Origin of the sequence: Rhizobium leguminosarum bv. viciae, from assembly GCF_012276115.1 — a bacterium.
Lineage (GTDB): Bacteria > Pseudomonadota > Alphaproteobacteria > Rhizobiales > Rhizobiaceae > Rhizobium > Rhizobium leguminosarum_T.
This window is the reverse complement of sequence record NZ_WIEU01000002.1, coordinates 523491-548721: the sequence shown is the minus strand read 5'-3', so window position 1 is coordinate 548721 and position 25231 is coordinate 523491. Positions and strand designations below refer to the sequence as shown.

General features: G+C 61.2%; 18 protein-coding genes. 6 read left to right on the top strand and 12 right to left on the bottom strand.

Annotated elements, in window-relative coordinates; all coding sequences use genetic code 11:
- Window positions 1-38: 38 nt before the first annotated feature.
- The 8 genes from GFM02_RS05775 to GFM02_RS05740 form a co-directional block, all read right to left on the bottom strand.
- A complete protein-coding gene (locus GFM02_RS05775; protein WP_168321088.1) occupies window positions 39-1487 on the bottom strand; it encodes a M20 family metallopeptidase in 1449 nt (482 codons plus the stop codon).
- 133 nt (window positions 1488-1620) lie between these two features.
- On the bottom strand, window positions 1621-3165 hold the full coding sequence (locus GFM02_RS05770) for an ABC transporter substrate-binding protein (RefSeq protein WP_168321087.1): 1545 nt from the start codon (window positions 3163-3165) through the stop codon (window positions 1621-1623).
- Window positions 3166-3189: 24 nt separating this feature from the next.
- A complete protein-coding gene (locus tag GFM02_RS05765) occupies window positions 3190-4053 on the bottom strand; it encodes a serine hydrolase (protein ID WP_168321086.1) in 864 nt (287 codons plus the stop codon).
- A 1-nt stretch (window position 4054) separates the two neighbouring features.
- Entirely contained in the window at window positions 4055-5683 is a 1629-nt protein-coding gene (locus GFM02_RS05760) for an ABC transporter ATP-binding protein (protein WP_168321085.1), read from the bottom strand.
- Complete coding sequence (locus GFM02_RS05755; RefSeq protein WP_168321084.1) at window positions 5680-6498, bottom strand: ABC transporter permease; 819 nt, start codon at window positions 6496-6498, stop codon at window positions 5680-5682. Before GFM02_RS05755 ends, GFM02_RS05760 begins: the two co-directional genes overlap by 4 nt.
- Window positions 6495-7439: an ABC transporter permease gene (locus GFM02_RS05750; protein ID WP_164067168.1), complete on the bottom strand. Its 945-nt coding sequence runs from the start codon at window positions 7437-7439 to the stop codon at window positions 6495-6497. Before GFM02_RS05750 ends, GFM02_RS05755 begins: the two co-directional genes overlap by 4 nt.
- Before the next feature lie 178 nt (window positions 7440-7617).
- Entirely contained in the window at window positions 7618-8523 is a 906-nt protein-coding gene (locus tag GFM02_RS05745; protein ID WP_168266592.1) for a LysR family transcriptional regulator, read from the bottom strand.
- Window positions 8524-8560: 37 nt separating this feature from the next.
- Entirely contained in the window at window positions 8561-9535 is a 975-nt protein-coding gene (locus tag GFM02_RS05740) for a LysR family transcriptional regulator (RefSeq protein ID WP_205930182.1), read from the bottom strand.
- Between the two features lie 39 nt (window positions 9536-9574).
- Here GFM02_RS05740 and GFM02_RS05735 point away from each other — a divergent pair, with 39 nt between their 5' ends.
- Window positions 9575-10948 (top strand): MmgE/PrpD family protein, encoded by a 1374-nt coding sequence (locus tag GFM02_RS05735; protein ID WP_168321082.1) that lies wholly within the window; start codon window positions 9575-9577, stop codon window positions 10946-10948.
- Between the two features lie 67 nt (window positions 10949-11015).
- On the opposite strand, the gene yghX is transcribed toward GFM02_RS05735, so the two are convergent.
- Window positions 11016-11903, bottom strand: coding sequence for a YghX family hydrolase (gene yghX / locus GFM02_RS05730; protein ID WP_168321081.1), 888 nt, complete (start codon window positions 11901-11903; stop codon window positions 11016-11018).
- 330 nt (window positions 11904-12233) lie between these two features.
- Here yghX and GFM02_RS05725 point away from each other — a divergent pair, with 330 nt between their 5' ends.
- The 5 genes from GFM02_RS05725 to GFM02_RS05705 all read left to right on the top strand — a co-directional run bounded on the left by GFM02_RS05725 (window position 12234) and on the right by GFM02_RS05705 (window position 17650).
- Window positions 12234-13391, top strand: a complete 1158-nt coding sequence (locus tag GFM02_RS05725) for a Gfo/Idh/MocA family protein (RefSeq protein ID WP_168321080.1) — start codon at window positions 12234-12236, stop codon at window positions 13389-13391.
- A 13-nt stretch (window positions 13392-13404) separates the two neighbouring features.
- Window positions 13405-14289, top strand: a complete 885-nt coding sequence (locus GFM02_RS05720; protein ID WP_168304098.1) for a carbohydrate ABC transporter permease — start codon at window positions 13405-13407, stop codon at window positions 14287-14289.
- Window positions 14286-15143, top strand: coding sequence for a carbohydrate ABC transporter permease (locus GFM02_RS05715; protein ID WP_094088600.1), 858 nt, complete (start codon window positions 14286-14288; stop codon window positions 15141-15143). Before GFM02_RS05720 ends, GFM02_RS05715 begins: the two co-directional genes overlap by 4 nt.
- A gap of 73 nt (window positions 15144-15216) precedes the next feature.
- Complete coding sequence (locus GFM02_RS05710) at window positions 15217-16422, top strand: ABC transporter substrate-binding protein (RefSeq protein WP_168321116.1); 1206 nt, start codon at window positions 15217-15219, stop codon at window positions 16420-16422.
- Between the two features lie 94 nt (window positions 16423-16516).
- Entirely contained in the window at window positions 16517-17650 is a 1134-nt protein-coding gene (locus GFM02_RS05705) for an ABC transporter ATP-binding protein (protein WP_026265579.1), read from the top strand.
- A gap of 84 nt (window positions 17651-17734) precedes the next feature.
- Here GFM02_RS05705 and GFM02_RS05700 read toward each other — a convergent pair whose 3' ends face one another.
- Genes GFM02_RS05700 through GFM02_RS05690 form a run of 3 tightly spaced genes read right to left on the bottom strand, consistent with a single transcriptional unit; the run spans window position 17735 to window position 25223 of the window.
- Entirely contained in the window at window positions 17735-20623 is a 2889-nt protein-coding gene (locus GFM02_RS05700; protein ID WP_168321079.1) for a patatin-like phospholipase family protein, read from the bottom strand.
- A 14-nt stretch (window positions 20624-20637) separates the two neighbouring features.
- Window positions 20638-22431 (bottom strand): GMC family oxidoreductase, encoded by a 1794-nt coding sequence (locus GFM02_RS05695; RefSeq protein WP_168321078.1) that lies wholly within the window; start codon window positions 22429-22431, stop codon window positions 20638-20640.
- A gap of 2 nt (window positions 22432-22433) precedes the next feature.
- Window positions 22434-25223 carry a cytochrome c gene (locus tag GFM02_RS05690; RefSeq protein WP_168321077.1) on the bottom strand — a complete coding sequence of 930 codons (2790 nt, stop codon included), beginning with the start codon at window positions 25221-25223 and terminating at the stop codon, window positions 22434-22436.
- Window positions 25224-25231 lie beyond the last annotated feature (8 nt).

Sequence of the window (25231 nt, the reverse complement as noted above, 5' to 3'; positions counted from 1 at the left end):
CCGCAGCATCTTTTTGGGCGCGGCGTTCTCGGGCAGGATTATCGGCTATGAACTGTTGCGGGCATCACATCGTCGGGTATCGGGCACACATAGGCTTTGCCGCTGGTCTTTTCCCGCCACTCTTCCTTCGCGGCTGCCAGGAGATCGGATGACGACATCAATGCGAGCCCCGTCGTCGCAAGCGTTTTGGCCGCATGCGCCATGGCCTTGTGCGCGGCCGGGCTTTTTCCCTGCGCGACGACCTGCCAGGTATGGGGATTGGTGCCGATTGCCCAGGCTGGCGCCCAGCATTGCGCGGTCGGCGTCACCCAGCTGACATCGCCGACATCGGTCGATCCGGCCCGGAAATGCGATTGTCCCTCGAAATCGCGCAGACCGGTGTGCAAGGGCGTCGAGCCATCGACCTTGGCATTGGAGAACACATCGCCCTTGATCTGATAGAGGCGGATGCTGCTCCTGATCGCTTCCTGCGTGAAGGTATCCTGGATTTTCCGGGCGAAGGCGATGTCGGCCTCGTCGAAGGCTATCGGCCCGAGCGCGACCATATTCTCGTGCATCGCCGTTTCGAGCGTGATGTTGGGAAGAAGGTTCGTCGAGGCCGTGTCGAACACGATCTCGACCGCGGTTTCGGTCATCATCGCCGCACCGCGTGCAACTTTCTCGACGCGCCCGGCAAGCTCAAGCGCCTGCGGCATGTCAGGCGCCCTGATCAGATAGAGAACCTCGGCGCTGGCCTGCACGACATTGGCGGCCCTGCCGCCGGTGTCGGTGATCGCGTAGTGAACGCGACAATCCTGCGGCATGTGTTCGCGCAGGAAATTGACGCCGACATTCATCAGTTCGACCGCATCGAGCGCCGACCGGCCGAGATGGGCGCTGTTGGCAGCATGGGCCGCGACACCCCTGAAGCGATAGTAATATTCGAGAACGGCAAGATTGTTCGTCGAGCGAACACCGTTGAACGGAGCCGGATGCCAGGTCAGGGCGGCATCGACGTCGTCGAATGCGCCGGCACGAACCATGAAGGTCTTGCCGGAACCGCCCTCCTCTCCCGGGCAGCCGTAATAGCGCACCGTTCCGGGCAGGTTATTCTCCTTGAGGTGGCGGGCAAGCGCAACCGCCGCCATCAGCGATCCGACGCCAAGCAGATTGTGCCCGCAGCCGTGACCCGTTGCTCCCGCCGCCTCGGGAAGAGGCTCGGCGACGTCGGCGGTTTGGCTCATTCCGGCCAGGGCATCGAATTCGCCGAGGAAAGCAATCACCGGCTTGCCGCTGCCGGATTCGCCGATGAAGGCCGTTTCCATGCTTGCCACGCCGCGGCGCACGGCAAAGCCGTTTTCCTCGAGTGTCCTTGCCAGCAATTGCGACGAGCGCCGCTCCTCGAATTTCAGTTCCGCAAAGTCCCAGATATTGTCGCTGAGGGCGATATAATCCGGCTTCATTTTTTCGACCGCCGCGGCAAAGGAGCTGATCGCGTCAAGATTCATGGTATTCCTCGCTGTCTGCCCTTCCGCCACAGGGACGTGTTGCACCGGACCCGGCAGGACTGCCTGCCGGATCTCCTGTTGACTGTCGAAGTGGGATGGCGGCGCCCGACCCACCGGGCGCGGCAGTTCAGGATCAGTTGTCGAGCGAAACTTCCCAAAGACGGGCATTCGATTGCCAGACGGGCTGGCCCTTCAGCTTCTTGGTCGCGCCCCAGACATCGACCATGTCATAAAGAAAGATGCCCGGCATTTCCTTGAGCATCAGCGTGTGAAACTCGTCGAAGATCGCCTGACGCTTCGTCTGGTCGGGTTCCGCATAGGCGGCCTTCATCAGCTCGACGGCCTTCGGATCATCCCACATCAATGACGCATTCTTGTCCTTGTTGCCGACATAGAAGCCGTACATCAGCGCCGGATCGAGCCGCGGCGCGACCGATTGCGAGATGATCTGGTAGTTGCCGGACCGGCGGCGATCGACCTGCGTCGCATAGTCGAGCACCTCGATCTGCACATTGAGACCTGCCTGCTGCATCATGGCCTGCGCCATGACCGCGGCGGGGAAGCTTGGCACGTTGCTGCGCTTGTTGGCGATGATGGTAATCGGCTCGCCCTTATAGCCGGCCGTCGCAAGCTCTTTCTTCGCGGCCTCGATGTCGTAGGGCAGACGCTCCTTCTGGACATCGTCGAAATAGAGCGAGTCTTGCGAAACCATCGAACCGTTGGCTGCGCCGGTGCCATTGGAGGCGGCCTCGACGAGTTGGTCGAGATCGAGCGCCATTGCCATGGCGCGGCGCACGCCGGGATTGCTCAGAACCTTGTCGCGCGTCTGGATGTAGAAGAGGTTTTTGCCGTTGTTGCGAGCCACGATCAATTGCATCGTGTCGCTCGTCTTGAATTCGGGAATGAGATCCGGCGAAATCTCCGCGGTGTCGAGCACGCCGGACTGAAGGCCGGCCTTTACGGTCGAAGCATCGGGAATGACCATGAACTTGATGCCATCGACGAGAGGGCGTTTGGAGCCGACCATGCCGTCGGGCTTGCCGTCGTTCTCCGGCGAGACATAATCGTCGAACTTGGCGAGATGGATATACTCGCCCTTCTTCCATTCATCCCATTTGAAGGGGCCGGTGCCGATCGGCTTGACGAAATTTCCGTCCGCGCCGACCGATTCCGGGGAAATGATCCCGGTGTAACCGCATTCGGGGCGCGACATCAGGCCAAGGAAAACCGCGGATGGCTTTTCCAGCGTGATGGTGACGGTCGAAGCATCGACTGCATTGACCCCCGTAACATGCACGCTGCCGCTGCCGTCGAAGTCAGGAAGGCAGGTCCATTTCGTTTCGGGCTTGAGATAGCGGTTCCAGTTCCACACGACGTCATCGGCGGTCAATGTCTTGCCGTTGTGGAATCTGACGTCGTCACGCAGTTTGAAGCTGTAGGTCAGCCCATCCGCCGAGACTTCGAAGCTCTTTGCCAGCAGCGGCTTGACCTCGCCGTTGTTGGCATAGCCGACGAGCCCCTCGACGATATGCAAGATGACGCCATCGGTATTGCCGTCGCGATTGACGCCCGGATTGTTGCTGCGGAGATCGGAACTTTGAGCCACGACGATGTCGCGGGCGTCGACCACGCCGGTCATCGCCATCAACATGGTGCCTGCAAGAAGAAGCTTGTGCATTGTTCTACCCTCTTTTTATAATCGTTAGGATTGGAATTCATCCCAGCAGGCGCGTGAAAGCCTGCCGATGGTTTCAAGCGCGACCGTGTAGCCAGGGGTGCCGTCCGGCATCTCCTGCGGCACGTCGTCGGTGTAGGCGGCGATGATGTAGAAGGGGTATCCGTCGCGATAGACGATACCGGCATTCATGCGGCCGCGCTTTCCCGTGCCGCCCTTATGGGCGACGAGCACACCGAAGGGCAGCCTGGAGGGGATGGCATAACGCAGGATCTGGTTCTTCAGGGTTTGAAGTGCATAGGCGCAAAGCGCCTGCGAGCAGCCGAGCCGGTCCGCGGCTTCCCGCGAATCCTGCGCATCCAGGATGGTCTGCAGCAGATAGACCTGATCCCGCGCCGTCGTCGTGGTGACGGCCTTCAATGAATGATCGGGCGACAGCGCCAAGGGAGGGATGAGGAAGCGATGGTTGGTGCCCGTCATGCCGATCGACTTGCAATAGCCGTCAACCTCTTCGAGCGTCAGCCTTTCGAAGACCATCTTGGTGCAGACATTGTCGCTCAGCACCATCATGCCGGTGATGGCATCGCGCAGCGATATGACGATACCGGGCGTCAGATAGCGGAACATCCCGCTCGCCACTTCCTCGGCGAAACGTTTTTCGTAGGTGATCCGTTCGTCGAGATCCAGGCGGCCTTCATGCGCGGCCTTCAGGGCCGCCATCATGATCGAAGTCTTTCGGGTGCTGGCGGAGGGCGTTTCCTCGTCGGCGCCCCTGCCGATCTTTTCGCCGCTGCCAAGCGCACGCACCATGAAGCGCGTCACGAACGGCTGGGCATCGCAGATCGCGTTCAATCGCTCCGCGAGCTTTCCGGATTCAATCATCGTCGTCATATCAGTTCTCCAGGCGCCATTTGAGGATCACGCCGCCCTGAGCATTGTGGTCCAGAGCGGGGATGGCCGAGAGAAGCCTTTGCGTATAGGCCTCCTTCGGGCTGTCGAAAACCGTATCGCGGTCGCCCTCCTCGATGATCCGGCCGTCCTGCATGACGACGACGCGATCGGCCACCTGTTCGACCACGCCGAGATCATGGCTGATGAACAGGCAGGAAAAGCCGTAGCGTTTTTGCAGGTCGGACAGGAGTTCGAGCACCTGCGCCCTGACCGTCACGTCAAGCGCCGATACCGGTTCGTCGGCGATCAGGAATTTCGGCCGGCGCGCAATGGCGCGGGCAATCGCCACGCGCTGCCGCTGGCCGCCCGAAAGCTCATGCGGGTAGCGCCCGGCATAGTCGGACCCAAGACCGACTTCCTCCAGCGTCTCCAGGGCGCGCTTGCGCTTTGCCATGGCGTCGAGATCGGGAACGAGCCGCAGCGCTTCTTCCACGAGTGCGAGAATGGTCATGCGCGGATCGAGCGAGGAATAAGGATCCTGAAACACCATCTGGCAATTCAGCCGATAATCCATCCAGTCGTCGTCGCGGCTGCGTCCCTTGAACCGGATATCGCCTTGGCTCTCACGGACCAGTCCGGCGATGGTGCGGCCGAGCGTGGTCTTGCCGGAACCCGAACCGCCGACCAGCGCCACGACTTCGCCCTCGTGGATATCGATGCTGACGCCATGCAGCGCCCGTTTCGGCGTTGCCTTCTTCATCAGCGACCGCCGGCCCGGATAATCGACGACGATATCCCGCGCCGAGACCATCGGCGCCTTGGTCTTGTCGATCGTACGCGTCTCTCCGCGGAACGGCAGGGAGGAAAGCAGTTTTTTCGTATAGGCACGCTGCGGTGCGTCGAGCAGATCGGCGGTACGTCCTTCTTCGACGATCACCCCCTTTTCCATGACGACGATGCGGTTCGTGTAACGGGCAACCATCGGCAGATCATGGCTAATCAGCAGCACGGCGGTGCCTTCCGCCTGTGTCAGTTCCACCATCAATTCCATGACATCGCGCTGGATCACGGCATCGAGCGCCGTCGTCGGCTCGTCGGCGATCAAGAGCGCCGGTTTCAGCAGCATCACCGATGCCAGCATGATGCGCTGGCGCATGCCGCCCGAGAATTCATGCGGATAGGAAGGGAGCGCCCCGGCGGGATCGCGGATCCCGACCCGGTTCAGCATGTCGAGGATCCGGCTGCGCCGTTCCTCCTTCGAAAGTTTCGTATGCAGCTGCAACCCTTCTTCGAGTTGGCGGCCGACGGTCATCGAGGGATTGAGCGAGGTCATCGGCTCCTGGAAGACGACACCGATTTCCGCACCACGCAACTGGCGCAATTGGGCGCCGTTCATGGAAAGCACGTCACGTCCCTTGTAGGCAACGGAGCCGCCGATCACTTTGATGGGTGCCGGCAGCAGCGAGATCAGGGCGCGTGTTGCCAGCGTCTTGCCCGATCCGCTTTCCCCGACGATGCCGAAGATCTCGCCTGGGGCGATGTCGAAGCTGACGCCCTTGACGACCTCCACACCGGTTCCAGCGACCTGGAGCGTCAGGTTGCGGACATTCAAAAGCGTTTCATTGGTCATTTCAGCCCCCTCATCCGCGGATCAAGCTTGTCCCGAAGAGCGTCGCCCAGAAGATTGATGCCGAGGAGCGTCAGGGCGATCGCCAGGCCCGGGAAGAGACCCAGCCAGACAGCCTGCTCGATGAATGGTCGGCCGGCGGCCAGCATGTTGCCCCAGGTCGGTGCCGGTGGCGGGACGCCGAGACCGAGAAAGCTCAGTGCGCTTTCCGAAAGGATCGCCCAGCCGAACATCGAGGTCGCCAGCACGGTGATCGGAGCGATGCAATTGGGGAGGATATGGCGGAACATGGTGTAGAGCTCGCCATTGCCCATCACCTTGGAGGCCTCGATGAATTCCCGCTCGCGCAGCGACAGGACGGCACCCCGGACAACGCAGGCCATCGAGGGCGAATAGGCAATGCCCAGCGCGAAGATGATGCCATATTGGTTGGCGCCGAAGACGGCGAGCAATCCCAGTGCCAGAAGGATACCCGGAAAGGCGAGAAGCGCATTGTTGACGGCCATGATGACGGCATCGATCCAACCGCGGGCGTAACCGCTGACGAGACCGATCAGCGTGCCGCAGACCGTCGCGAATGTGACCGTCAAGGTGCCGATCCAGACGCTCGCCCGGGCGCCGACGATCAGGCGGCTGAGCACGTCGCGGCCGAATTCGTCGGTTCCGAGCCAGTGGGCGCTGCTTGGTGCTGCCAGCCGTGCGGTGAAGCCGAGTTTCATCGGATCATAGGGGGTCCAGAAAAGGCCGATTGCAGCGGAGATGAGCAATGCGGCAATCAGAATGCTGCCGATGAAGCCGTTGAACGTGACGTTTTTCATTCGGCGACTACCCGCGGATCGAACAAGGGATAGAGCAGGTCGACGACCAAATTGACCAGCACATAAGAAAGCGAGACGAACAGCAGGCAACCCTGGATCACGGGGTAATCGCGGGCAAAAATACTGTCGACCATCAGTCGCCCGAGGCCCGGAATGGTGAAGACCGTCTCGATGACGGCAATGCCGCCGAGCAGATTGCCGAGGATCAGACCGATGACTGTCCAGGTCGGGCCGAAGGCATTCTTGAAGGCGTGCCGCCAGAGGACGGCGCTCTCGGAAAGCCCCTTGGCCCTGGCGTGGGTGATATAGTCGAGACGCAGCACTTCCAGCGTCGAGGCGCGTGCCATGCGGATCAACACACCCATTTCGTGAATGACCAGGGTCATGATCGGCAGCACGAGGTAAAGCAGGCCGCCGGTGACGTTGCTGCCGATCGAGACATAGCCGAGGACCGGTAGCCAACCAAGTTTCAGGCCGAAGAAAAGCAGGAGCAGGAGGCCGAGCCAGAATGTCGGGATCGACAGCAGGATCGTGGCGGTGCCGACCAGCGCCAGATCCGTCAGACTGTTCTGCCGCCAGGCGGCGATGACACCGGCCGGCACGGCGATGAGGCTCGCCAGAAGGACGGCGACGACGACGACTTCGGCGCTGACCAGAAAGCGTGATGCGACGAGCGGCAGAACCGGCTCGTCATTGACGATCGAGCGGCCGAAGTCACCCTGGACGACATTGGCGGTCCAGATCAGGAACTGTTCCGGCAGCGATTTGTCGAGGCCGAGTTCCGAGCGCATCGCCGCGATCTGATCAGGCTCAGCCATATCGCCCAGCATCAGTGCCGCCGGATCGCCGGGTATGAAGCGGATCAGCGTGAAGACGGTCACCGAAACGAGGACGATCGTCGGCAATGCCATCAACAGGCGGTTCAGAACGAATTTCAGCATTTTTGTTCCCCGCGATGGGCGACGGACAGTGCCCGGCGCCATCGGTTTCGTTGCCGCAGACTATGATCGAATGAAGAAATATCCGCAATATTATGCGATTCCGTCATAAGTCTATGCGGAATACGACCGCAACCAAAGCGACTGCGTTGGCGTAAATGTTCAGGCTAAAAATTTGATTTCAAATGTGTTTTTGCGAAAGCTTGATCTGTCGCTTCAAGGCATCACTGAGAGCGTGGGCGGCAATCGACAGTGGCGTCCCGACCGCCCTGGCCAATCCGAATTCCTGGGTCGCGCGTGGCACGAAAGGACGGTGAACCACCGGCAGGTGGCGATAGAGATTCGCATAAAAGCTGCTGATGATCGTGACCCCGAGACCATGCGCGACGTAGGAACAGGCGGAGCTGTTGGTATGCGTCTCGATCTTGACGATCTGCTTGACGCCGGCCCGCCGGAAGGTCTGGTCGAGCGCCATGCGGTTCGGCCGTTGGCGGCCGATCAGAATGAGGGGCACGTCGCGCAAATTCCTGACCGTGATTTCCTCCAGTTTCGCAAGAGGATGATCCTTCGGAATGACGCAGACGCTTTCGCCGGTGGCGACCCGCTCGACCTCGATGCCCGGTCCGCTCTCGCCCTCCATGCGCAGAAAGCCGAAATCGATCACCCTCTGCTCGACGAGCTTGTTGATCGCGGTCGTCGTCTCGAAAAAGGTTTCGATCCGCACACCGGGGAAATCGCTGATGTAATCGGCCAGCATTGCCGGCGCGAAATGCTCCCACATGCTGCTCGGCAGGCCGACGCGGACGATCTCCGGGCCGGCCGCGCCGCTTCTTAAGTCCTCCGCATGGCCCGACATCCGATCGACCGCGAGCAAGATGGTCTCGGCATCGCGGGCGAGAAGCAGAGCCTCGGGGGTCGGGATGAGACGGCCTTTGTCGCGCACGAAAAGCGACATCGAAAGGTCCGCCTCGAGCTGCTGGAGAAGGCGGCTGACGCCGGATTGGCTGAGCCCCATCGTCTTTGCCGTGGCAATCGTCGACCCCGTCGCCAGAAGCGTGCGCAGGACTTCCAGTTGCTTGATATTCATGCGTTTGCGATCCCCCGGGGCGGTTCAGGCGCCGTCATCATGCCCAGTCCGAAATGCTTTGAAGGAAGAGGCTGGCGGCCTTGGGCATCGGAAATTTCTCTCCGCTGATCAGCGCGTAGGCAACCGGCAGTTCCGGTTCGAGCGGAATGAACTGCAGCGGCAGCGTCGCATATTCGCGGGCGATGATCTCGCCGACCAGCGCAATGCCGAGCCCCTGCGCGGCCAGCGCGCAGGCACTCGCCACCGAATGTGCTTCGAGCAAGGGGCGTTGGCGGATGCCTGATTTGTAGAACAACGCCTCAAGCTCATGACGAACCGGTCGCTCCCTATTCAGCATGATCAGATCCTGCCCCTTCAGGTCGCCGACCGACAATTGGCGGCTGCCGGCCTTGGGATGATCGTTGTGAAGGGCGCAAATGACCCGCGACGACAGGATCCTTTCCCGTTTCAATCCCGGGCTCATCAGCGGCAGACGCGCGAAGCCGAGATCGGCCTCGCCGTCGGCCACCATCCGTTCGATTGCGAGATAGCTGCCGGATGCGACTTCGACGCGCATCGGACCATTTGCCGCGAGAAAGTTCTTGACGAGCTTCGGAATGCGCGTCGAGGAAAGACTGGAGGGAAAGGCGAGCCGCAGCATGATCTCGCGCGATCGACCGCTCTCGAGCTCCATCGCCGCCGTTTTCAAGGCGCGTAGCCGGTCGGAAATGGCACGGATTTCCGGGCCGAGCTGCAGCCCCTCGCGGGTCGGTTGAAGCCGGTTCTTTTCCCGGTCGAAAAGCCGGACGCCGAGATAGTCTTCCAGTTGCTGCAGCAAGCGGCTGGCGTTCGATTGCGAGATCCCAAGCTCGACGGAGGCGGCGATCGTCGAGCCTGTCGCGGCGATGGCGTCATAGGCCTCGATATGCTTCAGGCTGATCGCCGCACTCGTGTCTCGCGCCATTCTATCTCCAACATCGATAGCCCTACCCGCAAACCGCATAAGATTGCGGAGCTGCGGAAAGTTGAACATTTTCCGCTGAGAACCAAACTCACGGAAAGACTTTCGTCAATGGCCACCATTCTCCGGAAGATCGCGGAACAGCTCCTGTCGCGAATGACGTTCTCAAACGTCGCCATGGACCGGGCAAGAGATGCTGTGGTGGACACCATCGGCTGTATGATTGCAGGCAGCGGCGATGAAAGCGTCGCCGCGCTCACTCGCGCCTTCGATGGGGAAATCGCCGGAGGCGGCGAAGCGCGACTCGTCACTGGCGGCTCCGCCTCGCCCTCTTTCGCCGCACTCATCAACGCAACGGCGGCTCATGCGCTCGATTTCGATGACAATTTTCATCCGGCAAGGGCGCATGCTTCCGCAGTGCTGGTGCCGGCGCTGCTGGCGGTTCTGACGAGCGGCAAGGTGACAAGCGGAAGACGGTTTCTCGAGGCCTACCTGGCCGGGCTGGAGGCGCAAGCAGCGGTCGGCTTCGGGGTCAATCCCTCTCACTATAACAGAGGCTGGCACGCAACGGCGACGGTCGGCAGCATCGGGGCCGCGGCTGGCGTGGCACGGCTTCTCGGCGCCGACGAAGAGAGCCTAATCGCGGCGATGAGCCTGGCGACGAGCTTCGCCTGCGGCCCAAAAGGGCAGTTCGGCACGAGCGCCAAACCGCTTCACGCCGGCATTGCCGCGCGCAATGGCGTGGACGCGGCGCGCATGGCGCTGGCGGGCATGAGCGGGCGGCCGGATATCCTCGAACGGCCGCAAGGCTTCCTCGATCTTTTCGGGGGCGATGATGCCAAGGGCTGGGAAGATCTGACATTCGACGAGGAGCATATCATCGAAAGCCGGGGCGTGGTGACCAAGCGCCATCCCTGCTGCGCCTCGACCCATCGCGCCATCGATGCGCTTCTGGATCTGAAGCAGGAGCATGGGCTTTTGGCGGACGACATTGCCAGGATCGAGACGAAAGTCGGCATATCCGCTGCCCGCAACCTCGCTTATCCCGAGCCCACCGATGAGATGCAGGCCCGCTTCTCGATGCAATATTGCCTGGCGACAGCTTTGCTCAAAGGCTCCCTTAGCCTTTCGGATTTTACACGGCAGGCGATTGGGCGAGCGGAAATCCGGGAATTCATGCCGCGCATCGAAATGCAGTCCTATTCGGCTGATGAGGAAAAAGGCGTGGAGCGCCTGCCGCATGTCGTCACGGTCACGATGCGCGATGGGAGCATTTTGCACAAGTCCCGCTTGCATGCGAAGGGATCGCTTGAAGCGCCGATGAGCGTTCATGAACGTAAGGTCAAATTCATGGACTGCTTGCGCTGGGGAAATCGGTACGTGTCCGACGCCTCTTTCCTGCAGCTTCGCAGGCTTGCGGATTCTGAAAACCTGTCCGGCGACGATCCCTTCTGGAGCCTGATCGCGGAGCGTCAGTCGCCTTGACAAGCCTCGGGACGGAAAAGCGGCGGGGAATGGCTCCCCCGCCGCAGCTCGTTCAAATCCGGCCTTCTCAGGCGAGGTATTTCGTAAGCCAGTCGACCGTCCGCTGCCAGGCGAGCTTGGCTGCCGCTTCGTCGTAGCGGGGCGTGGAATCATTGTGAAAGCCGTGATTGACGTCGGGATAGATGTAGGCCTCGAATGTTTTTCCCGATGACTTCAGCGCAGTTTCATAGGCCGGCCAGCCTTCGTTGATCCCCTTGTCCAGACCGGCATAGTGGATAAGCAATGGCGCCTTGATCTTCGGCACGTCTTCGGCGCGCGGCTGCCTGCCGTAGAAGGGCACGGCTGCGGCAAGCTCCGGATAGGCCACCGCCGCAGCGTTGGCGACGCCGCCGCCATAGCAGAAGCCGGTGATGCCGACCTTGCCTGTGGTGAGATCGTTGTTCATCAAAAATTCGACCGCCGCGAAGAAGTCGTTCATCAGCTTTTCCGGGTCGACTTTCTGCTGGAGTTCGCGTCCCTTTTCGTCGTTGCCGGGATAACCTCCGACCGAGGTGAGGCCATCCGGCGCAAGTGCGATGAAACCCGCCTTCGCCACGCGCCGCGCCACATCTTCGATATAGGGGTTCAGACCTCTGTTCTCGTGCACGACCACCACAGCCGCAACTTTTCCGGTCGCGTTTTTGGGGCGGACGAGATAGCCGCGGACATCGCCATTTCCCTTTGGCGAGGGGTAGGTAATGTATTCGGCTGATATATCGGGGTCGGTAAATTCAACTTGGGTCGCCAGCGCATAGTCAGGGCTCAGCGATGAAAGAATGGCGGCTGCCGTAAGCCCGCCGACAGCGAATTTGCCGGCCCGGTCGAGAAACTCGCGCTTGGTAATTCTCCCATGCGCGTAGTAATCGTAGAGTTCGAGAAGTTCCTGAGGGAAATCCTTGGCTGTCATACGGGTCATGATGGCTCCTCCTTGCCCACGGGTTGTCGCGTCATCCTACACACGTAAACTCGCGGCTCTTTTCAACATTTCGCGAGTTCCGCGTGAGCTTGCCGGGGCGATCGTCGGCTGCACCACAGTCGCTGAATTCGCCGCCCCCCGGCGTTAAGAGATGCGCCCATTCTCGCTAGCAATCGGCATCCGGTCGGTTGCATCGAGCCATCGCCCGCCGGCTAACGATCTATGAAAATTAATTTCATGCTTGCGCTTCGATGCCCGTTTTCTATTGACGCCTTCGGATTTTTGTCCCAACTTAAAGAAAATAAATTACTAAATGGGAACTTGATCGGCATGAAAGTGGGAATCATCGGGCTAGGATTCCGGCTCGGCTATCTCGGCTATGTTTTCAAGGCAATCGATAGCAGCTTCGACATTGTCGGCTATGTGGATCCGGAACCCGCCGGACTTCCCGGATTGACGGAAAAGGGTATTTCAGTCGGCAAGGCTTATGGTTCGCCGGAAGAGCTCCTCGCATCCGAAAAACTCGATCTGCTGATGATCGGCTCCCCCAATCACCTGCATCTCGATCATATCAGACTCGGGCTTCAAGCCGGTCTAAAGGTCTTCTGCGAAAAGCCGATCGTCACGACGATCGCCGAAAGCATCGAACTTGCCCATCTGATGGCGAAGTTCGGCCATGAGCGACTGATGGTCGGTCTCGTGTTGCGCTATTCTCCTCTTTACAAGGATCTCCGCGCCATCCAGGCCGAGGGCAAGCTTGGGCAAATCGTGTCGATCGAGGCTTCTGAACATATCGAGCCTTATCATGGCGCCTTCTTCATGCGTGACTGGCGCCGCTATGAGCGCTATTCCGGCAGCTTCATGCTGGAGAAATGCTGCCACGACCTCGATCTCTATAATGGTGTCGTCGGCGCGCGGCCGGAGCGCGTCGCAAGTTTCGGCGGCCGCAAGAGCTTCACTCCGGCAAACGACCCGGCGCGCGAGGGTATCAACGACCTCGAGCTCTTCCATCGCAAGCCGAGCGGATGGATGGGATCGGACAAGGTCTTCGACAGCGATGCCGACATCATCGACTATCAGGTGGCGATCGTCGAATATGCCAATGGCGTCGGCATGAACTTCCACACCAATCTCAACGTGCCCGACCAATTCCGCCGTTTCGCCATCATGGGATCGCGCGGCATGGCCGAAGGCGATTTCGTTCGCGGCTATCTCGACATTCACGAACAGCTGACCGGCAACAAGGTGGTCGAAAACAAATATGCCGCCACAGAGCTCTCCCAGCACTACGGCGCCGATGAACAGATGGCGAGCGACCTGCTTAAAAGCGTGCGCACCGGGCTCGAACTTCCTGTTTCCACCCTGAATGCGCTGGAAGCCGGCATCCTCGCCTTGGCGATGGACGAAGCGAGGATGAAGAAAGCGGTCGTCGATCTCAGACCCGTCTGGGACCGCTTCGACGAAGCCCTTCACGCGAGAGCGGCTTGAGGAGGGCGGCAAGATGAGTGTTCAAAGAAGCACCTTCATCTTCGCCTGGATCCTTCTTCTCCCGGCTGTCCTTTATGTTCTGGCGATCGTCGCCTATCCACTGGTCGATACCTTCATTCTCTCCTTCACCGACGCGTCTCTCCGGAAGACCACCAACTGGGTGGGCTGGGTCAATTACGAGAAGATCTTCAACGAGCGGTTTGCCGAAGTCATCATCCGCACCTTCATCTGGACATTCTTCTCGGTCGCCCTGAAAATGGTGATCGGCACCTTCGGGGCGACGATGCTGAACGCTGCGGTCCCCGGCCGCTCATTGTTCCGGCTGCTGACCATGCCGCCATGGATCGTGCCGATGGCGATCGGCATCTTCATGTGGGGCTGGATGTATAATGGCCAGTTCGGGATGATATCAGGCATGTTGCAGCGCTTCGGTCTCGTCGACGGCCCTGTCGCCTTCCTCGCCTACGGAAACACCGCCTTCTGGGCAACGATCATCACCGACGTGTGGATCGGCGTGCCGCTGGTGACGATCTACTTCCTGGCGGCGATCCAATCCATTCCGAAGGATCTCTACGAGGCCGCCTGGACCGACGGCGCCGGTCGCTGGTACCGCTTCCGCCGCATCACGCTGCCGCTGATGGTGCCGGCGATCATCACCATGTCGATGCTCTCGCTGATCGCCACCTTCAACTCGTTCGACATCATCTGGATCCTGACGCAGGGCGGACCGAGCGGCGAGACGACGACGATGATCATCGATACCTATCAGACCGCGATCGGCTCGAAGAAATACGGTGAAGGTGCAGCGCGCGCCGTTTTGATCTGCATCTTCCTGTCGCTCTTCTGCTTCGCCTATTTCCGCGTCACCCGTCGCCTCAATCCGGAGAAGCGCGCATGAGCAATGCAGCCATGATCGACCGTTACCGCTGGTGGGAAATCATCCTGATCTATTGCGGCATCGCGCTGTTTCTTTTCTTCGTGCTGTCGCCCTTCGTCGAAGGTTTCCTGGTGTCGCTGAAGCCGCTCAGCCAGCTCTTCTCCTCGCCCTACCGTTTCTGGCCGGAGAACGGCTCGTTCGAAGCCTACCGGACGATGTGGATCAGCGTGCCGGGCTTCGGGCGCTATATCTTCAACTCGTTCTTCATTTCGATCATCGTCACGCTGATCGTGCTCTGCCTCGTCATTCCGGCGGCCTATGCCTTCGCGAAGTTCGAATTCAGGGGCATGGGCATCCTGCTCGGCGCCTTCCTGACGGTGAACATGTTTTCTGGCGCCGTGCTGTTGATCCCGCTCTTCCGGCTGATGCGCAGCATGGGCGTGCTCAACACCTATCTCGCCATGATCGTGCCTGGCGTCGCCTTCCTGATCCCTTCAGCGATCTGGCTGCTGCGCACCTACATGATCCGTATTCCGCAGGAACTCAACGAAGCGGCCTACATGGATGGCGCCAGCCATTTTTACACGCTTCGCCGGGTCATCCTGCCCATTGCGATGCCAGGGATCATCGTCGTCGCCATTACCACCTTCATCGGCGCTTACGCCCAGCAATTCATCTTCGCGCTGACGTTCAACTCGAAGACCGAATACATGCCCTTGCCGGTGGGGCTCTTTGCTTACTTCGGCAAGCAGGAGGTCATCTGGAACGAACTGATGGCGGCTTCCTTCGTCGGCATCGCGCCGGCGATGGTCGTCATCTTCTTCCTTCAGCGCTACCTTGTCGGCGGACTGACCGCCGGTGCGGTGAAACAATAAGACCAAAAAACGAGTGAACAGCTAACACAAGAATGGGAGTCACGACGTGAGCATATCAATCAAGACAGGCCTTATGGCGCTCGCCTTGCTCGGTTCGACGGCACTGACCACGGTCACTGCCCAGGCGGCCGATAAGGAAATCAGCTGGATCTATTGCGGCGACACGATCGACCCAGTCCACACCAAATACATCAAGCAATGGGAAGAAAAGAACGCGGGCTGGAAGGTCGCCCCTGAGGTCGTCGGATGGGCGCAGTGCCAGGACAAGGCGACGACGCTCGCTGCCGCCGGCACGCCGGTGGCGATGGCCTATGTCGGCTCGCGCACGCTGAAGGAATTTGCGCAGAACGACCTTATCGTTCCTGTGCCGATGACAGACGACGAGAAGAAGACCTACTATCCGAACATCGTCAACACCGTGACCTTCGAGGGCACGCAGTGGGGCGTTCCGATCGCCTTCTCCACCAAGGCGCTCTACTGGAACAAGGATCTCTTCAAGCAGGCCGGTCTTGATCCCGAGACGCCGCCGAAGACCTGGGCTGAAGAAATCGAAATGGCAAAGACCATCAAGGAAAAGACCGGCATTCCGGGCTTCGGTCTCTCCGCCAAGACCTTCGACAACACGATGCACCAGTTCATGCATTGGGTTTACACCAATAATGGCACGGTGATCGATGCCGAAGGCAAGGTCACGCTCGACAGCCCGCAGATTCTCGCCGCGCTGAAGGCCTACAAGGATATCGTCCCCTACTCCGAAGAAGGCCCGACGGCCTACGAGCAGAACGAAGTCCGCGCCATCTTCCTCGACGGCAAGGTCGCCATGATCCAGGCCGGATCTGGCGCCGCCTCCCGGCTGAAAGAGACGAAAATCAACTGGGGCATCACAACGCTGCCGCTCGGTCCCGACGCCAAAGGCCCCGGCACGCTGCTGATCACCGACAGCCTGGCGATCTTCAAGGGCTCGGGTGTCGAGGACAAGGCGATGGAATTTGCCAAGTTCATCACCTCGCCGGATGTGCAGTCCGAATACGAACTGCAGGGCGGCGCCGGCCTCACCCCGCTGCGTCCCTCCGCAAAGGTCGATGAATTCGTCGCCAAGGATCCTTACTGGAAGCCGCTCATCGAAGGCATCAGCTATGGCGGTCCCGAGCCGCTCTTCACCGACTACAAGGGCTTCCAGAACTCGATGATCGAGATGATCCAGTCCGTGGTGACGGGCAAGGCCGAGCCGGAGGCCGCCCTCAAGAAGGCTGCCGGCGAAGTCGAGGCGTTCAAGTAAGCCTCTTTGGACTTCTTGGGATCGCGGGAAGCAATCCGCGATCCCTCTTACGATGATTGAATGTGCGACGAAGGCCGCCGATGGAGACAGATTTTTGGGACAACTCCTTCTCAACAAAGTTCAGAAATTCTATGGCGATTACGAAGTTCTGAAGGGCGTGCAGCTCGAGGTGCGGAACGGCGAGTTCGTGGTTTTCGTCGGCCCGTCCGGCTGCGGCAAGTCCACGCTGTTGCGCATGATCGCAGGTCTCGACGCGACCACCGCCGGCGACATCGTCATTAATGGCGTCAGGGTCAACGACCTGCCGCCGGTCAAGCGCGGCATCGCCATGGTGTTCCAGTCCTACGCGCTATACCCGCACATGACGGTCTTCGAGAACATCGCCTTCCCGCTTCGGGTCGAAAGGATGGAAGAGCAAAAGCTCAAGGCCAAGGTGGAAAACGCGGCACGCATCCTTCACCTCGAACAGCGGCTGCAGCAGAAACCCGGCATGCTGTCCGGCGGCCAGCGCCAGCGCGTCGCGATCGGCCGCGCCATCGTGCGCGAGCCGAAGATATTCCTGTTCGATGAGCCGCTGTCCAACCTCGACGCAGCACTGCGCGCCGACATGCGTATCGAGCTTGCCAAGCTGCACAGGCAGTTGAAGGCGACGATGATCTATGTGACGCACGACCAGGTCGAGGCGATGACCATGGCCGACCGTATCGTCGTGCTGGATTCCGGCGACATCTCCCAGACGGGCGCGCCGCTGGAGCTTTATCACAAGCCCGCAAACCAGTTTGTCGCCGGCTTCATCGGCAATCCGAAAATGAATTTTCTTCCCGTGACCTGCAAGGGCGTCAGCGCCAATGGCGTCGAGGTGGATTATCAAGGCCAGACAGCCGTTCTGCCCGTGACGCCGCGTGACGGCATGGCCGGCAAGGCTTTGACGCTCGGCATCCGGCCGGAGCATATCCAGCTTGGCGGCGGCGATATCGTCTTTACCGTGACCCCGACAGTCATCGAGCGCCTCGGGGCAAATACGGTCGCCTACGCCTCGCTCAACGGAGAGTCCGAGAATTTCTGCGCCATGCTGCCGGGCAGCGTCGGCATCCGTGCGGACGCCCCGGTCGCGACCGGCATCAATGCTGCAGATTGCCACCTCTTCGACGAGGCGGGCATTGCTTTCGAGCGGCGCGTGGAGCTGACCGAAATCGATATGAACGTGATCAACCCGACGGCGGCCTGACGCATCGGACTTCTATATCGGGCATGCTTTTGAGAACGTGGGGGTGCCGCATTTTCCGATTGGCGACCAGGCCTACCCTTTCTGTCAGTCCTTAAATCCTCCCTGGACCTGACAGCTATGCTCGCTTTGAGTTGGCGTCAGGCTCGCCAGAAAATCGTTCCAGTTCGCGTCATGCTTTGCGGCGTCGTCACCCTGCGCCCAAAGTTTGACTTTCCTGGCTGCGTCCTCGTCCTGGTATGTTTCCGATATATCGTTATGCAATGCCAGAACGAGCGTTGCGACGTCATGGGCGGAGAGGATTTCGGTCTCCGATGGTTTTGCCGGATTTGCGAACGACAGCGAGTTGGGAAGCAGCCAATGCGTGCCAATCCCGCCGTCCCTGAAAACGCGGGGCATGGTGATCTCGTGTATGCTGACATCAGAATTATGATCGCAGTAGAGCATCTCGATTGCCGCGCGAAGCTCCGTCTCCAGTCCCAGACCCAGCTGGCCTCCGGCGCCGAGCACCGAGCCGAAACCGAAGCTCTCGCTATAGCGGCCGGCCGGGGCCGAAACATCGGCGATGACGATGTGCAGCGGCGGCAGTGTCTGCTGTGATTGCGGCGCCGATCGGAACGCGTCGCGGATGGAATAATAGAGCGTCATGGCGCCACGGTTTTCGACCGCTCCGCCATCGGTCACCCAGTATCGCGTCCTTGCTTCTCCCGATGCTTCGATGTCGATTGCGGCATCGGGAAAGACGGGCGGAAAGTTTGCGCTCAAGGCTGCAGCACGCGCGATCGATATATCCGCGTTGTCGAGCGTTACGAGCTGCATATGCAGCGATCCGTCGTCCGGTGGAGACGCCGGCACGGCAAGATTGGTCAGCACCAGCCGTCCGCCCGCTTGCGCAGCATCCAGGAATTGGCGGCAGCGTGTCGCCCTCTCGGGAAGCGAAAGGTTCCGATCGGCCTGGCAAGAAGGGCTGTCATCAGAAAAAGATCCGACGATCGCGGTGTTGAGCATGAGGCCGAAGGACGGCGCTTCCATTGTTCCGGTGCCCATGTGGCAGACGAAGGATTCGGCGAGAATAGCGCCCAGTCTCGTGCGTGCAGGAATCCAGCCCGTTACGGCTTCATCCGGCCTTTGTGCTTCATCGCAGGCTGTGGACGCCCAGCGCCAGCGCCCGAAAGCGAAGCGCATGTCGCTTGCTCCATCGATCACCTGTTCGATGAAGGGCAGCGCCATGGCTTGCGAGAAATCGTCCCATGCCTTGACGTCCATAGTGTCGCGCGACCGGCGAAGCTCTTTCTCGTGAAGCGCAAAATAGCCGAGCGCGGCGCTGCCGCCTGACACACCGCTGACGAGGACGACGTTGCAGATCTGGTCGTGTTCGGCCAGTCCCCGCAGCAGCGAGGCGGTATAGATCGCCGCACGCGTGCCGCCGCCGGAGGCGACGACAGCAATTCTCGGCGTGGTGGGCTGCAGCCGCCCGCAGCCGCCGTTGGGTTGGTTGCTTTCGAACAATAGCGTTGCCGGCTGCTTGGTCACGTGCCGCTCGGAGCGGATCGCAAGTTCCGGCGGCTGGATCGCCCGCAGGAAGCTGAAAGCGGCGGGACCGCCGATCAGGCCATAGGCCAGGGCGCCGACGAGGGCGGGATAGACGAGCGTCGAGCGCTGGAAATTGCGCAGGCTTGCAAGCAGGTCTCCCGTTGGAGCCTGTCCGGCAGGCAGGCGCTCCAGCTGCGTGCGAAACTGCGCGAGCACTTCCGCCGGGGTCATGAACTGGATCGCCCTGTTCGACGCGGCTTTGGTCTGCCGCTGATATCGATCCTCGTAGCGGCCCTCGATCTTCAAACGCCCCGCGCCATGCAGCGCGATTGTCCGGCCCTGGTTGCGGACGGTGCTCAAGGTCTCGCTGCCTTCATAGTCGTAAGCGATTTCGACCGGCGTGGTCGATTGGTGCTGCTTGTCCATGAGGCGCATCAGCCGGCGTACGACGAAGTGATCGCACCAGAAGCCGTAGTACCCGGCGACGGCATAGGCGAACACGATATAGCGCATGATTGTCGTGTTGCCGTAGCCTCCAGAGCCGGCGTTGAAGAGATAGGTGATGTAATGGACATCGGCGAGGCGCAGCACCGCAACGACGATCACGAGAACGCTGATGACCCGCTGCGGGCCGATGAAGAAGAGGCGCCCGACCGTCTGCAGGATTTCCATCAGCCGGTCGAACAGGATGCCGAGGAAAAGGACGATCCATGCGACAACGCCGGTCACGCCGAATGCGTACCAAAGATAGTGGTCCGGCACGAACAGGGTGAGCAGCGATCCGGGCAGAAGCAACTCGACCGGATAGCGGATCGGGGTGATGACAAGGGCCGACACCAGCGCGGCAATCGGTCCGCGACCCATGAAATCGTAACGGTTCTTGGGCAGGAAGAGCTCTACTTTCGACAGGCTGTCGGCAAGTCCGCCGCCTGCATTGGAGCGGAACATGCTCGATGCGAGTAGCCAGGCCGCCGGGAGCGCAAGGACGAGTGCGCAGACGATCGCGACGCCGACATGCTGACGGGGCCGCGCCGTCATCATGCCGTAGGTTTCCGGGCGTGAATTGACGAGGAGAAGCAGGGCAAGGGCCGCAAGGATGACGAGCTGTCCGGCCAGCAGATACTGGTTGAAGAGCGCCTGGCGGCCAGCAGCCGCATGCAGCAGGAAAAGAAGCGCAAAACCGATCGCGAGCAAGCCGAGATTGCCCCAGCGCATCTCGACAGTCGGGCCGAGCGCCATCGCAAGGGTCAGAATACCCGCGAGCACCGGCACGAACCAGGCGTAACCGTCGGGGGCGAGCCATCGCCAGGCGATGTGCCGCCCCTTCGGCAGCGGCTGGTTCAGCCAGGCATCGAATTCCCGCCACCATCGAACGAAGCTCCTGACGTGTTCGCCGAGCCAATTGTAGATGCTGGCTTCCCGATGGATGGGGTGTTCGTTCATCAGCGTGTTTCCAGTCAGCTGTCGGCGAGAATGACGTCGGCCGCCTTCTCCGCGATCATGTAGACGGCGGTGGCAAGGAAGTAGCCGGGAATGCGGGGGAAAACGGAAGCATCGACGACGCGCAGGCCTTCGATGCCATGCACCCTGAAGCGGCTGTCGAGCACGCCGCCATCCTCGCGGGGGCCGATGGCGCAGGTGCCGCAGGCATGATGGCCCCAGGCGTTTTCCGCGACATAGCGGCGAAGCGCCTCGTCGCTCTCGTTCTGCCGGCCGGGCTCCTCTTCGCTTGCGATGAGATCGTCCATCGCATCGTTGACCTTCCTGACGAAGCGGATGGCATGGACGACGGCATCAAGATCGAGGTCGTAATCGCCGGTTCCTTCGAAGAAGGAGTGAAACACGACGGCAGGCAGGACCGCGGGATCGGCACTTCTCAGCCGCACCGTTCCACCCTGGTTTTCGGTATAGGCCTTGAGGATCGCCCAGGTCAGGTAATCCGACTTGCGGATGCGCTCGGAATATCGAGGAAAATAGCCGCGGAAATCGGCCAGCAGCGAAAAGCAGTGCAGGTCCGGTTCCGGCAGCGTGTCGCGGGACTTGAGCGTCAGGGAAAACATGACGCCGTTGCTCGTATAGTTGCCGATGCGGAATCTGCGCCACCGCCGGTAATGGACATCGCGGGTCGTATAGGTCACGCCCTTGAGGGCCGACCAGGGTTCTTTCATCCGGCTGACGACGCCGACCTCGTAGCGGTCCTGCAGGTTCCGTCCGACATCAGGAAGCGCTTCGACGACGGGAATCCCGTGCTCGTTGAGATGGCCGGGATCGCCGATGCCGGAGAGCATCAGAAGCTGCGGCGAGGCGAAGGCGCCGCCGGCAAGGATGATCTCGCGGCCGGCCCGAATGATCTCCTCGCGCCCCTCCCCGTCAATGCAGCGAACCGCCACCGCCCGCTTGCCGTCGAATTCGATGCGCGTGACGGTGGTGTTGAGGCGAAGCGTCAGGCGGTCGGGGTGCCGCTTGATCACGTCGAGCAGCCGCTCGCGCGGCCCGTGCCTGGTGTGGCGGCGCGTCGAAAGCGGTGTGACGCGCACGCCGCAGGCGCCGACGTTCCAGTTGCGGTGGTCGTTCGGGTCAATCTCGGTCGTCTCCCAGTCGGAGCCCCGCTTGCCGAAGGCGTCGGCCGCCGCACCGACGCAGCGCAGCAGCGCCCGCCACAGCGGCCAGTCGCGCAAGGCCCGCAGCGGCACCGCGCGCTCCGTGGTCATCCACCCCCACCATCCATGGCCCGTCGGATTGAGGCCCGTTGCGGCGGCAAGCCAGCGCCACAGGAAGAAGCGGTAGCGGCAGCGCTCGATGCGCTCGAAATAGCCCTGCATGTGCGGGGCCTTCCAGCTTTCGTCGCCGGTGATCGCAAAGATGTGGTTCCAGTCGCAATGATTGGGCCGGACGACGATCATCGCATGATGGGCGGTGCAGCCGCCGAGCCCGCGCACGCGCGGATAAAGTATGCCGTCTTTTTCCCTGGAGTAGCGCCAGTCGCGCTCCTGCATCTCCTGATTTTCGTAGTGGCGCACCCAATGGTTCTCGGCCATGCCGGGATGTTCCGAGGCAAAGGCGTGAAAGGCCGGCACGCGAGAGGCATCGGCAAGCGGCATGTCGGTGCCGTCGTCCGCTTTGGCCAGCGGATCGCCGCCGGCTTCGATGACGAGCACTGTCCGGCCCTCTTCGGCGAGCCGCGCGGCGACGACGGCACCGCCGGCGCCGCTGCCGATGACGATATAATCGTGGGTCGGCCCGCCGGACATCGTCAGAACTGCTTCAGATAGGAAATCAGAGCATTCTTGTCCGATTGCGAGAGATCGGCGCCGAATGTGTGCCCGCCATTGACCACGTAATCCGGGCATTTGCTCAAGCCCACCAGGCGGTCGACGAGTTTCGTGTCGCGCACCACCTTCTCGGCTTTGGCGAGCACGGCGGGATCTGCGAGTTCCTCCGGCGTACATTGCCCGCCGAGCTCGGAAAAGGCTCCGATCAGCGCCGGGCCGGTGGCGATCAGGCGCTTGTAATTGGCGAACTTGTCCGCCTCGTCATTGTCGGGCAGCAGCTCGGTGTTGGTCAGCGCGTTGATCGGGAAACCGGCCGGGAACGGGCCGACGGTGATCGAGCCGTCCTTTTTGAAGGCCCAGCCGGCGACCTTGTTCAGCATGCCGGTGAAGGGCTTCACCTTGTCGGGCACGAAGCCCGGCGGCACGATGAGGCAGGAGGGCGCACTCGTCCGGTAGATATAGCCCGGCACCGGCGCCTCGGTCATCTTATCCATGCGGCGCGTCTGCGGCGAGAGCATCTGGCGGATCGACCGATCGAAGACTGTAAGCCTGTTTTCGACGCAGGGCAGATAGGGATCGCCGGCATCCGCCGCGGGGCAGGCGGTGCCGCGCCCGGCGCCGTAGCCGCCGGCATTGTCCTGATTGTAGTAGTCGGTTCCGTGATAGCTCTCCTCGTGGCCGACCGAATTGTTGAGCAGGAAAGGCGCAGTCGACCAGAGGCTGACGAGTGAAGGCGGCCTCAGATAGCCGCGCCCGTTGCCGGCCGCCTGCAGCGGCGTTGCCGCCCCCGAAACCGGATGATTGACCGTCACCTCATGCGGAGGCGGCAGCGCTTTGTAGGTGGAAGAGGTGAAATTGTCCCAGACGTCGCCCGAAAGCCCGTTAGTGGCGATCGCGCTGCAGGCATTGGTGCGCACGATATCCATCGGCACGCGCCGTTCCGTGGAGAGGTAATTGCTGTCGAGGAAATCCTTTCCGTCCTCATCCTTTTCGGTGACGAGCTTGACCATGCCGCGCTTGAAGGCATCCGACTGGGCCCAGGCCCAATAGCGATCCCAGCATTCGCGATAATGCGGGCCGGCTCCGCCGCCTGTGCAGATGCCCTGATCGACGCCGAGATCCGGCGCCGGCACCGGCTGCTTGCTCGAATGACAGGCGGCGCAGTTTTCGGCAAAAACGATCTTTCCGCGATCGACCTCGGCGGGATCGCGCGCTTGGAGCACCTGCTCGCCGACTGGCGTATCCTTCAGATGATCGGCGCGGGCCGCGACCAGGAAGAATATCGCCATGTCGGGCGTCATCGTCTCGGTGGCCTGCCAGTAGATCGAGTTCTTCTGGGCGTCGGCGATGCGGATCGGCGAGATCTTCTGCCCGCCGAGGAAGGGGCGGAAATGCAGCAGCCATTCTTCGCTGAAGAGGCCGATATTGAGATAGACGCGATTGAGCGCGCCGAGCGTGCCGACGGAATCGGCTCCGTCCTTCAGGACGCGCATCGAGGCGACCGTGCCGGTCGCCTTGTCGTAGAGGGAACCGAAGGCTGCGGTTTGCGGATAGTCCTGCGCCTGCTTGTTGTCTTTCTCGTCTCCCGTGATGGTTTCCTTGCCCGTCTTTGCCCCGATGCGCAACCGCTCCAGGACGTCGTAGACGGCGTTCATCGTACGGGGGTTATTCATGTAATCGCTCGAAACCAGCGAGGTATCGAGCGAACCGGGCGGGTTCGTATGGAACAGTTGGAAAAGGAAATTCCCTTCGTTGGGAGCCGGTTCCCCGGGCGTCGCGCGCGGTTTGGTGTTCCAGAAGAAAATGCGGTCGACCCAGAAATACTGGGCGCCGGGATTGGAGGAGATTTCAGGGAATTCCGGGCTCTCGACGTTCTTCGGCGGATTGATCGGACTGGGGCCGACATGGCAGAAGGCGCAGGACATGCCAACGCGATAGGGACGCACGAGATCCTTGTCGTTGTAGTATGAAGGATCGGTATAATAGCGCACCGCATCCCAATGTTCGGCGGCCTTGCTGTCGAAGGCGGGATTGGGGAAGAGACGCAGGCCCATTACGCCCGTCGGCTCGCCGTAGTAGGAGCCGACCGGGATTGTCTTCTCCTCGCCCTTTACCTTGACCGTGGTGCCGCGCGAGCCGATCCGCACGCCGGGATAGCGTGCGTCCGCCTGGGCATTGCCGCCGAAACTGTCGGCCGCGCACTCCGTCTTGCGCTGATCGATCCACAGCCCCCAATGATCGGGATCAGCGCTCTTGGGGGTTGTGAAGCAGGGTTCGTTGACGAGGCCGAGATAGCGGAAGCGGTTGTCGCGGCCATAGGCCATCGTCGGATGGGACGAGATGGTCTTCAGGAGATCGAAGGAGCCGATCGTCGCGCGGGCGGCGAAGTCCCAGAAACGGTCGTTGCCGCCGGTCCAGACGATCCAGGCGTTCTGTCCGCGGATCGCCGCCTTGCGGACGGCCTCCGGATCGAGCCCGGTGGCGGTTGCGACCTCCTTGATCTCGTCGGGATAATCGGCGCCGGCCGTCGGCGGCAGCAGCAGGCCCTTGTCCATTGCCGCGAAGTAAGGCTCTCCCGCCGCGGGAAATTCCTCGACCTTGCGATGGGCTTTCTTCGCCTCATCCTCGACATGGCCGAACTGGCCCGCATCCGGCTCGATCAGCCACCAGACGATGAGCGCAACCGCAGCAACGGCGATGACGGCGAGGGTGACGACGGCTGCCACGATCCAGGCGATAAACCGCACGATGCGCTGTCTGATGTTTGCCATCGATCCCT

What these genes read in the sequence shown, in the direction of transcription:
- GFM02_RS05775 (WP_168321088.1), bottom strand. Translation starts at nt 1,487, where the DNA reads ATGAATCTTGACGCGATCAGCTCCTTTGCCGCGGCGGTCGAAAAAATG.
- GFM02_RS05770 (WP_168321087.1), bottom strand. Translation starts at nt 3,165, where the DNA reads ATGCACAAGCTTCTTCTTGCAGGCACCATGTTGATGGCGATGACCGGC.
- GFM02_RS05765 (WP_168321086.1), bottom strand. Translation starts at nt 4,053, where the DNA reads ATGACGACGATGATTGAATCCGGAAAGCTCGCGGAGCGATTGAACGCG.
- GFM02_RS05760 (WP_168321085.1), bottom strand. Translation starts at nt 5,683, where the DNA reads ATGACCAATGAAACGCTTTTGAATGTCCGCAACCTGACGCTCCAGGTC.
- GFM02_RS05755 (WP_168321084.1), bottom strand. Translation starts at nt 6,498, where the DNA reads ATGAAAAACGTCACGTTCAACGGCTTCATCGGCAGCATTCTGATTGCC.
- GFM02_RS05750 (WP_164067168.1), bottom strand. Translation starts at nt 7,439, where the DNA reads ATGCTGAAATTCGTTCTGAACCGCCTGTTGATGGCATTGCCGACGATC.
- GFM02_RS05745 (WP_168266592.1), bottom strand. Translation starts at nt 8,523, where the DNA reads ATGAATATCAAGCAACTGGAAGTCCTGCGCACGCTTCTGGCGACGGGG.
- GFM02_RS05740 (WP_205930182.1), bottom strand. Translation starts at nt 9,535, where the DNA reads ATGTTCAACTTTCCGCAGCTCCGCAATCTTATGCGGTTTGCGGGTAGG.
- GFM02_RS05735 (WP_168321082.1), top strand. Translation starts at nt 9,575, where the DNA reads ATGGCCACCATTCTCCGGAAGATCGCGGAACAGCTCCTGTCGCGAATG.
- yghX (WP_168321081.1), bottom strand. Translation starts at nt 11,903, where the DNA reads ATGACCCGTATGACAGCCAAGGATTTCCCTCAGGAACTTCTCGAACTC.
- GFM02_RS05725 (WP_168321080.1), top strand. Translation starts at nt 12,234, where the DNA reads ATGAAAGTGGGAATCATCGGGCTAGGATTCCGGCTCGGCTATCTCGGC.
- GFM02_RS05720 (WP_168304098.1), top strand. Translation starts at nt 13,405, where the DNA reads ATGAGTGTTCAAAGAAGCACCTTCATCTTCGCCTGGATCCTTCTTCTC.
- GFM02_RS05715 (WP_094088600.1), top strand. Translation starts at nt 14,286, where the DNA reads ATGAGCAATGCAGCCATGATCGACCGTTACCGCTGGTGGGAAATCATC.
- GFM02_RS05710 (WP_168321116.1), top strand. Translation starts at nt 15,217, where the DNA reads ATGGCGCTCGCCTTGCTCGGTTCGACGGCACTGACCACGGTCACTGCC.
- GFM02_RS05700 (WP_168321079.1), bottom strand. Translation starts at nt 20,623, where the DNA reads ATGAACGAACACCCCATCCATCGGGAAGCCAGCATCTACAATTGGCTC.
- GFM02_RS05695 (WP_168321078.1), bottom strand. Translation starts at nt 22,431, where the DNA reads ATGTCCGGCGGGCCGACCCACGATTATATCGTCATCGGCAGCGGCGCC.
- GFM02_RS05690 (WP_168321077.1), bottom strand. Translation starts at nt 25,223, where the DNA reads ATGGCAAACATCAGACAGCGCATCGTGCGGTTTATCGCCTGGATCGTG.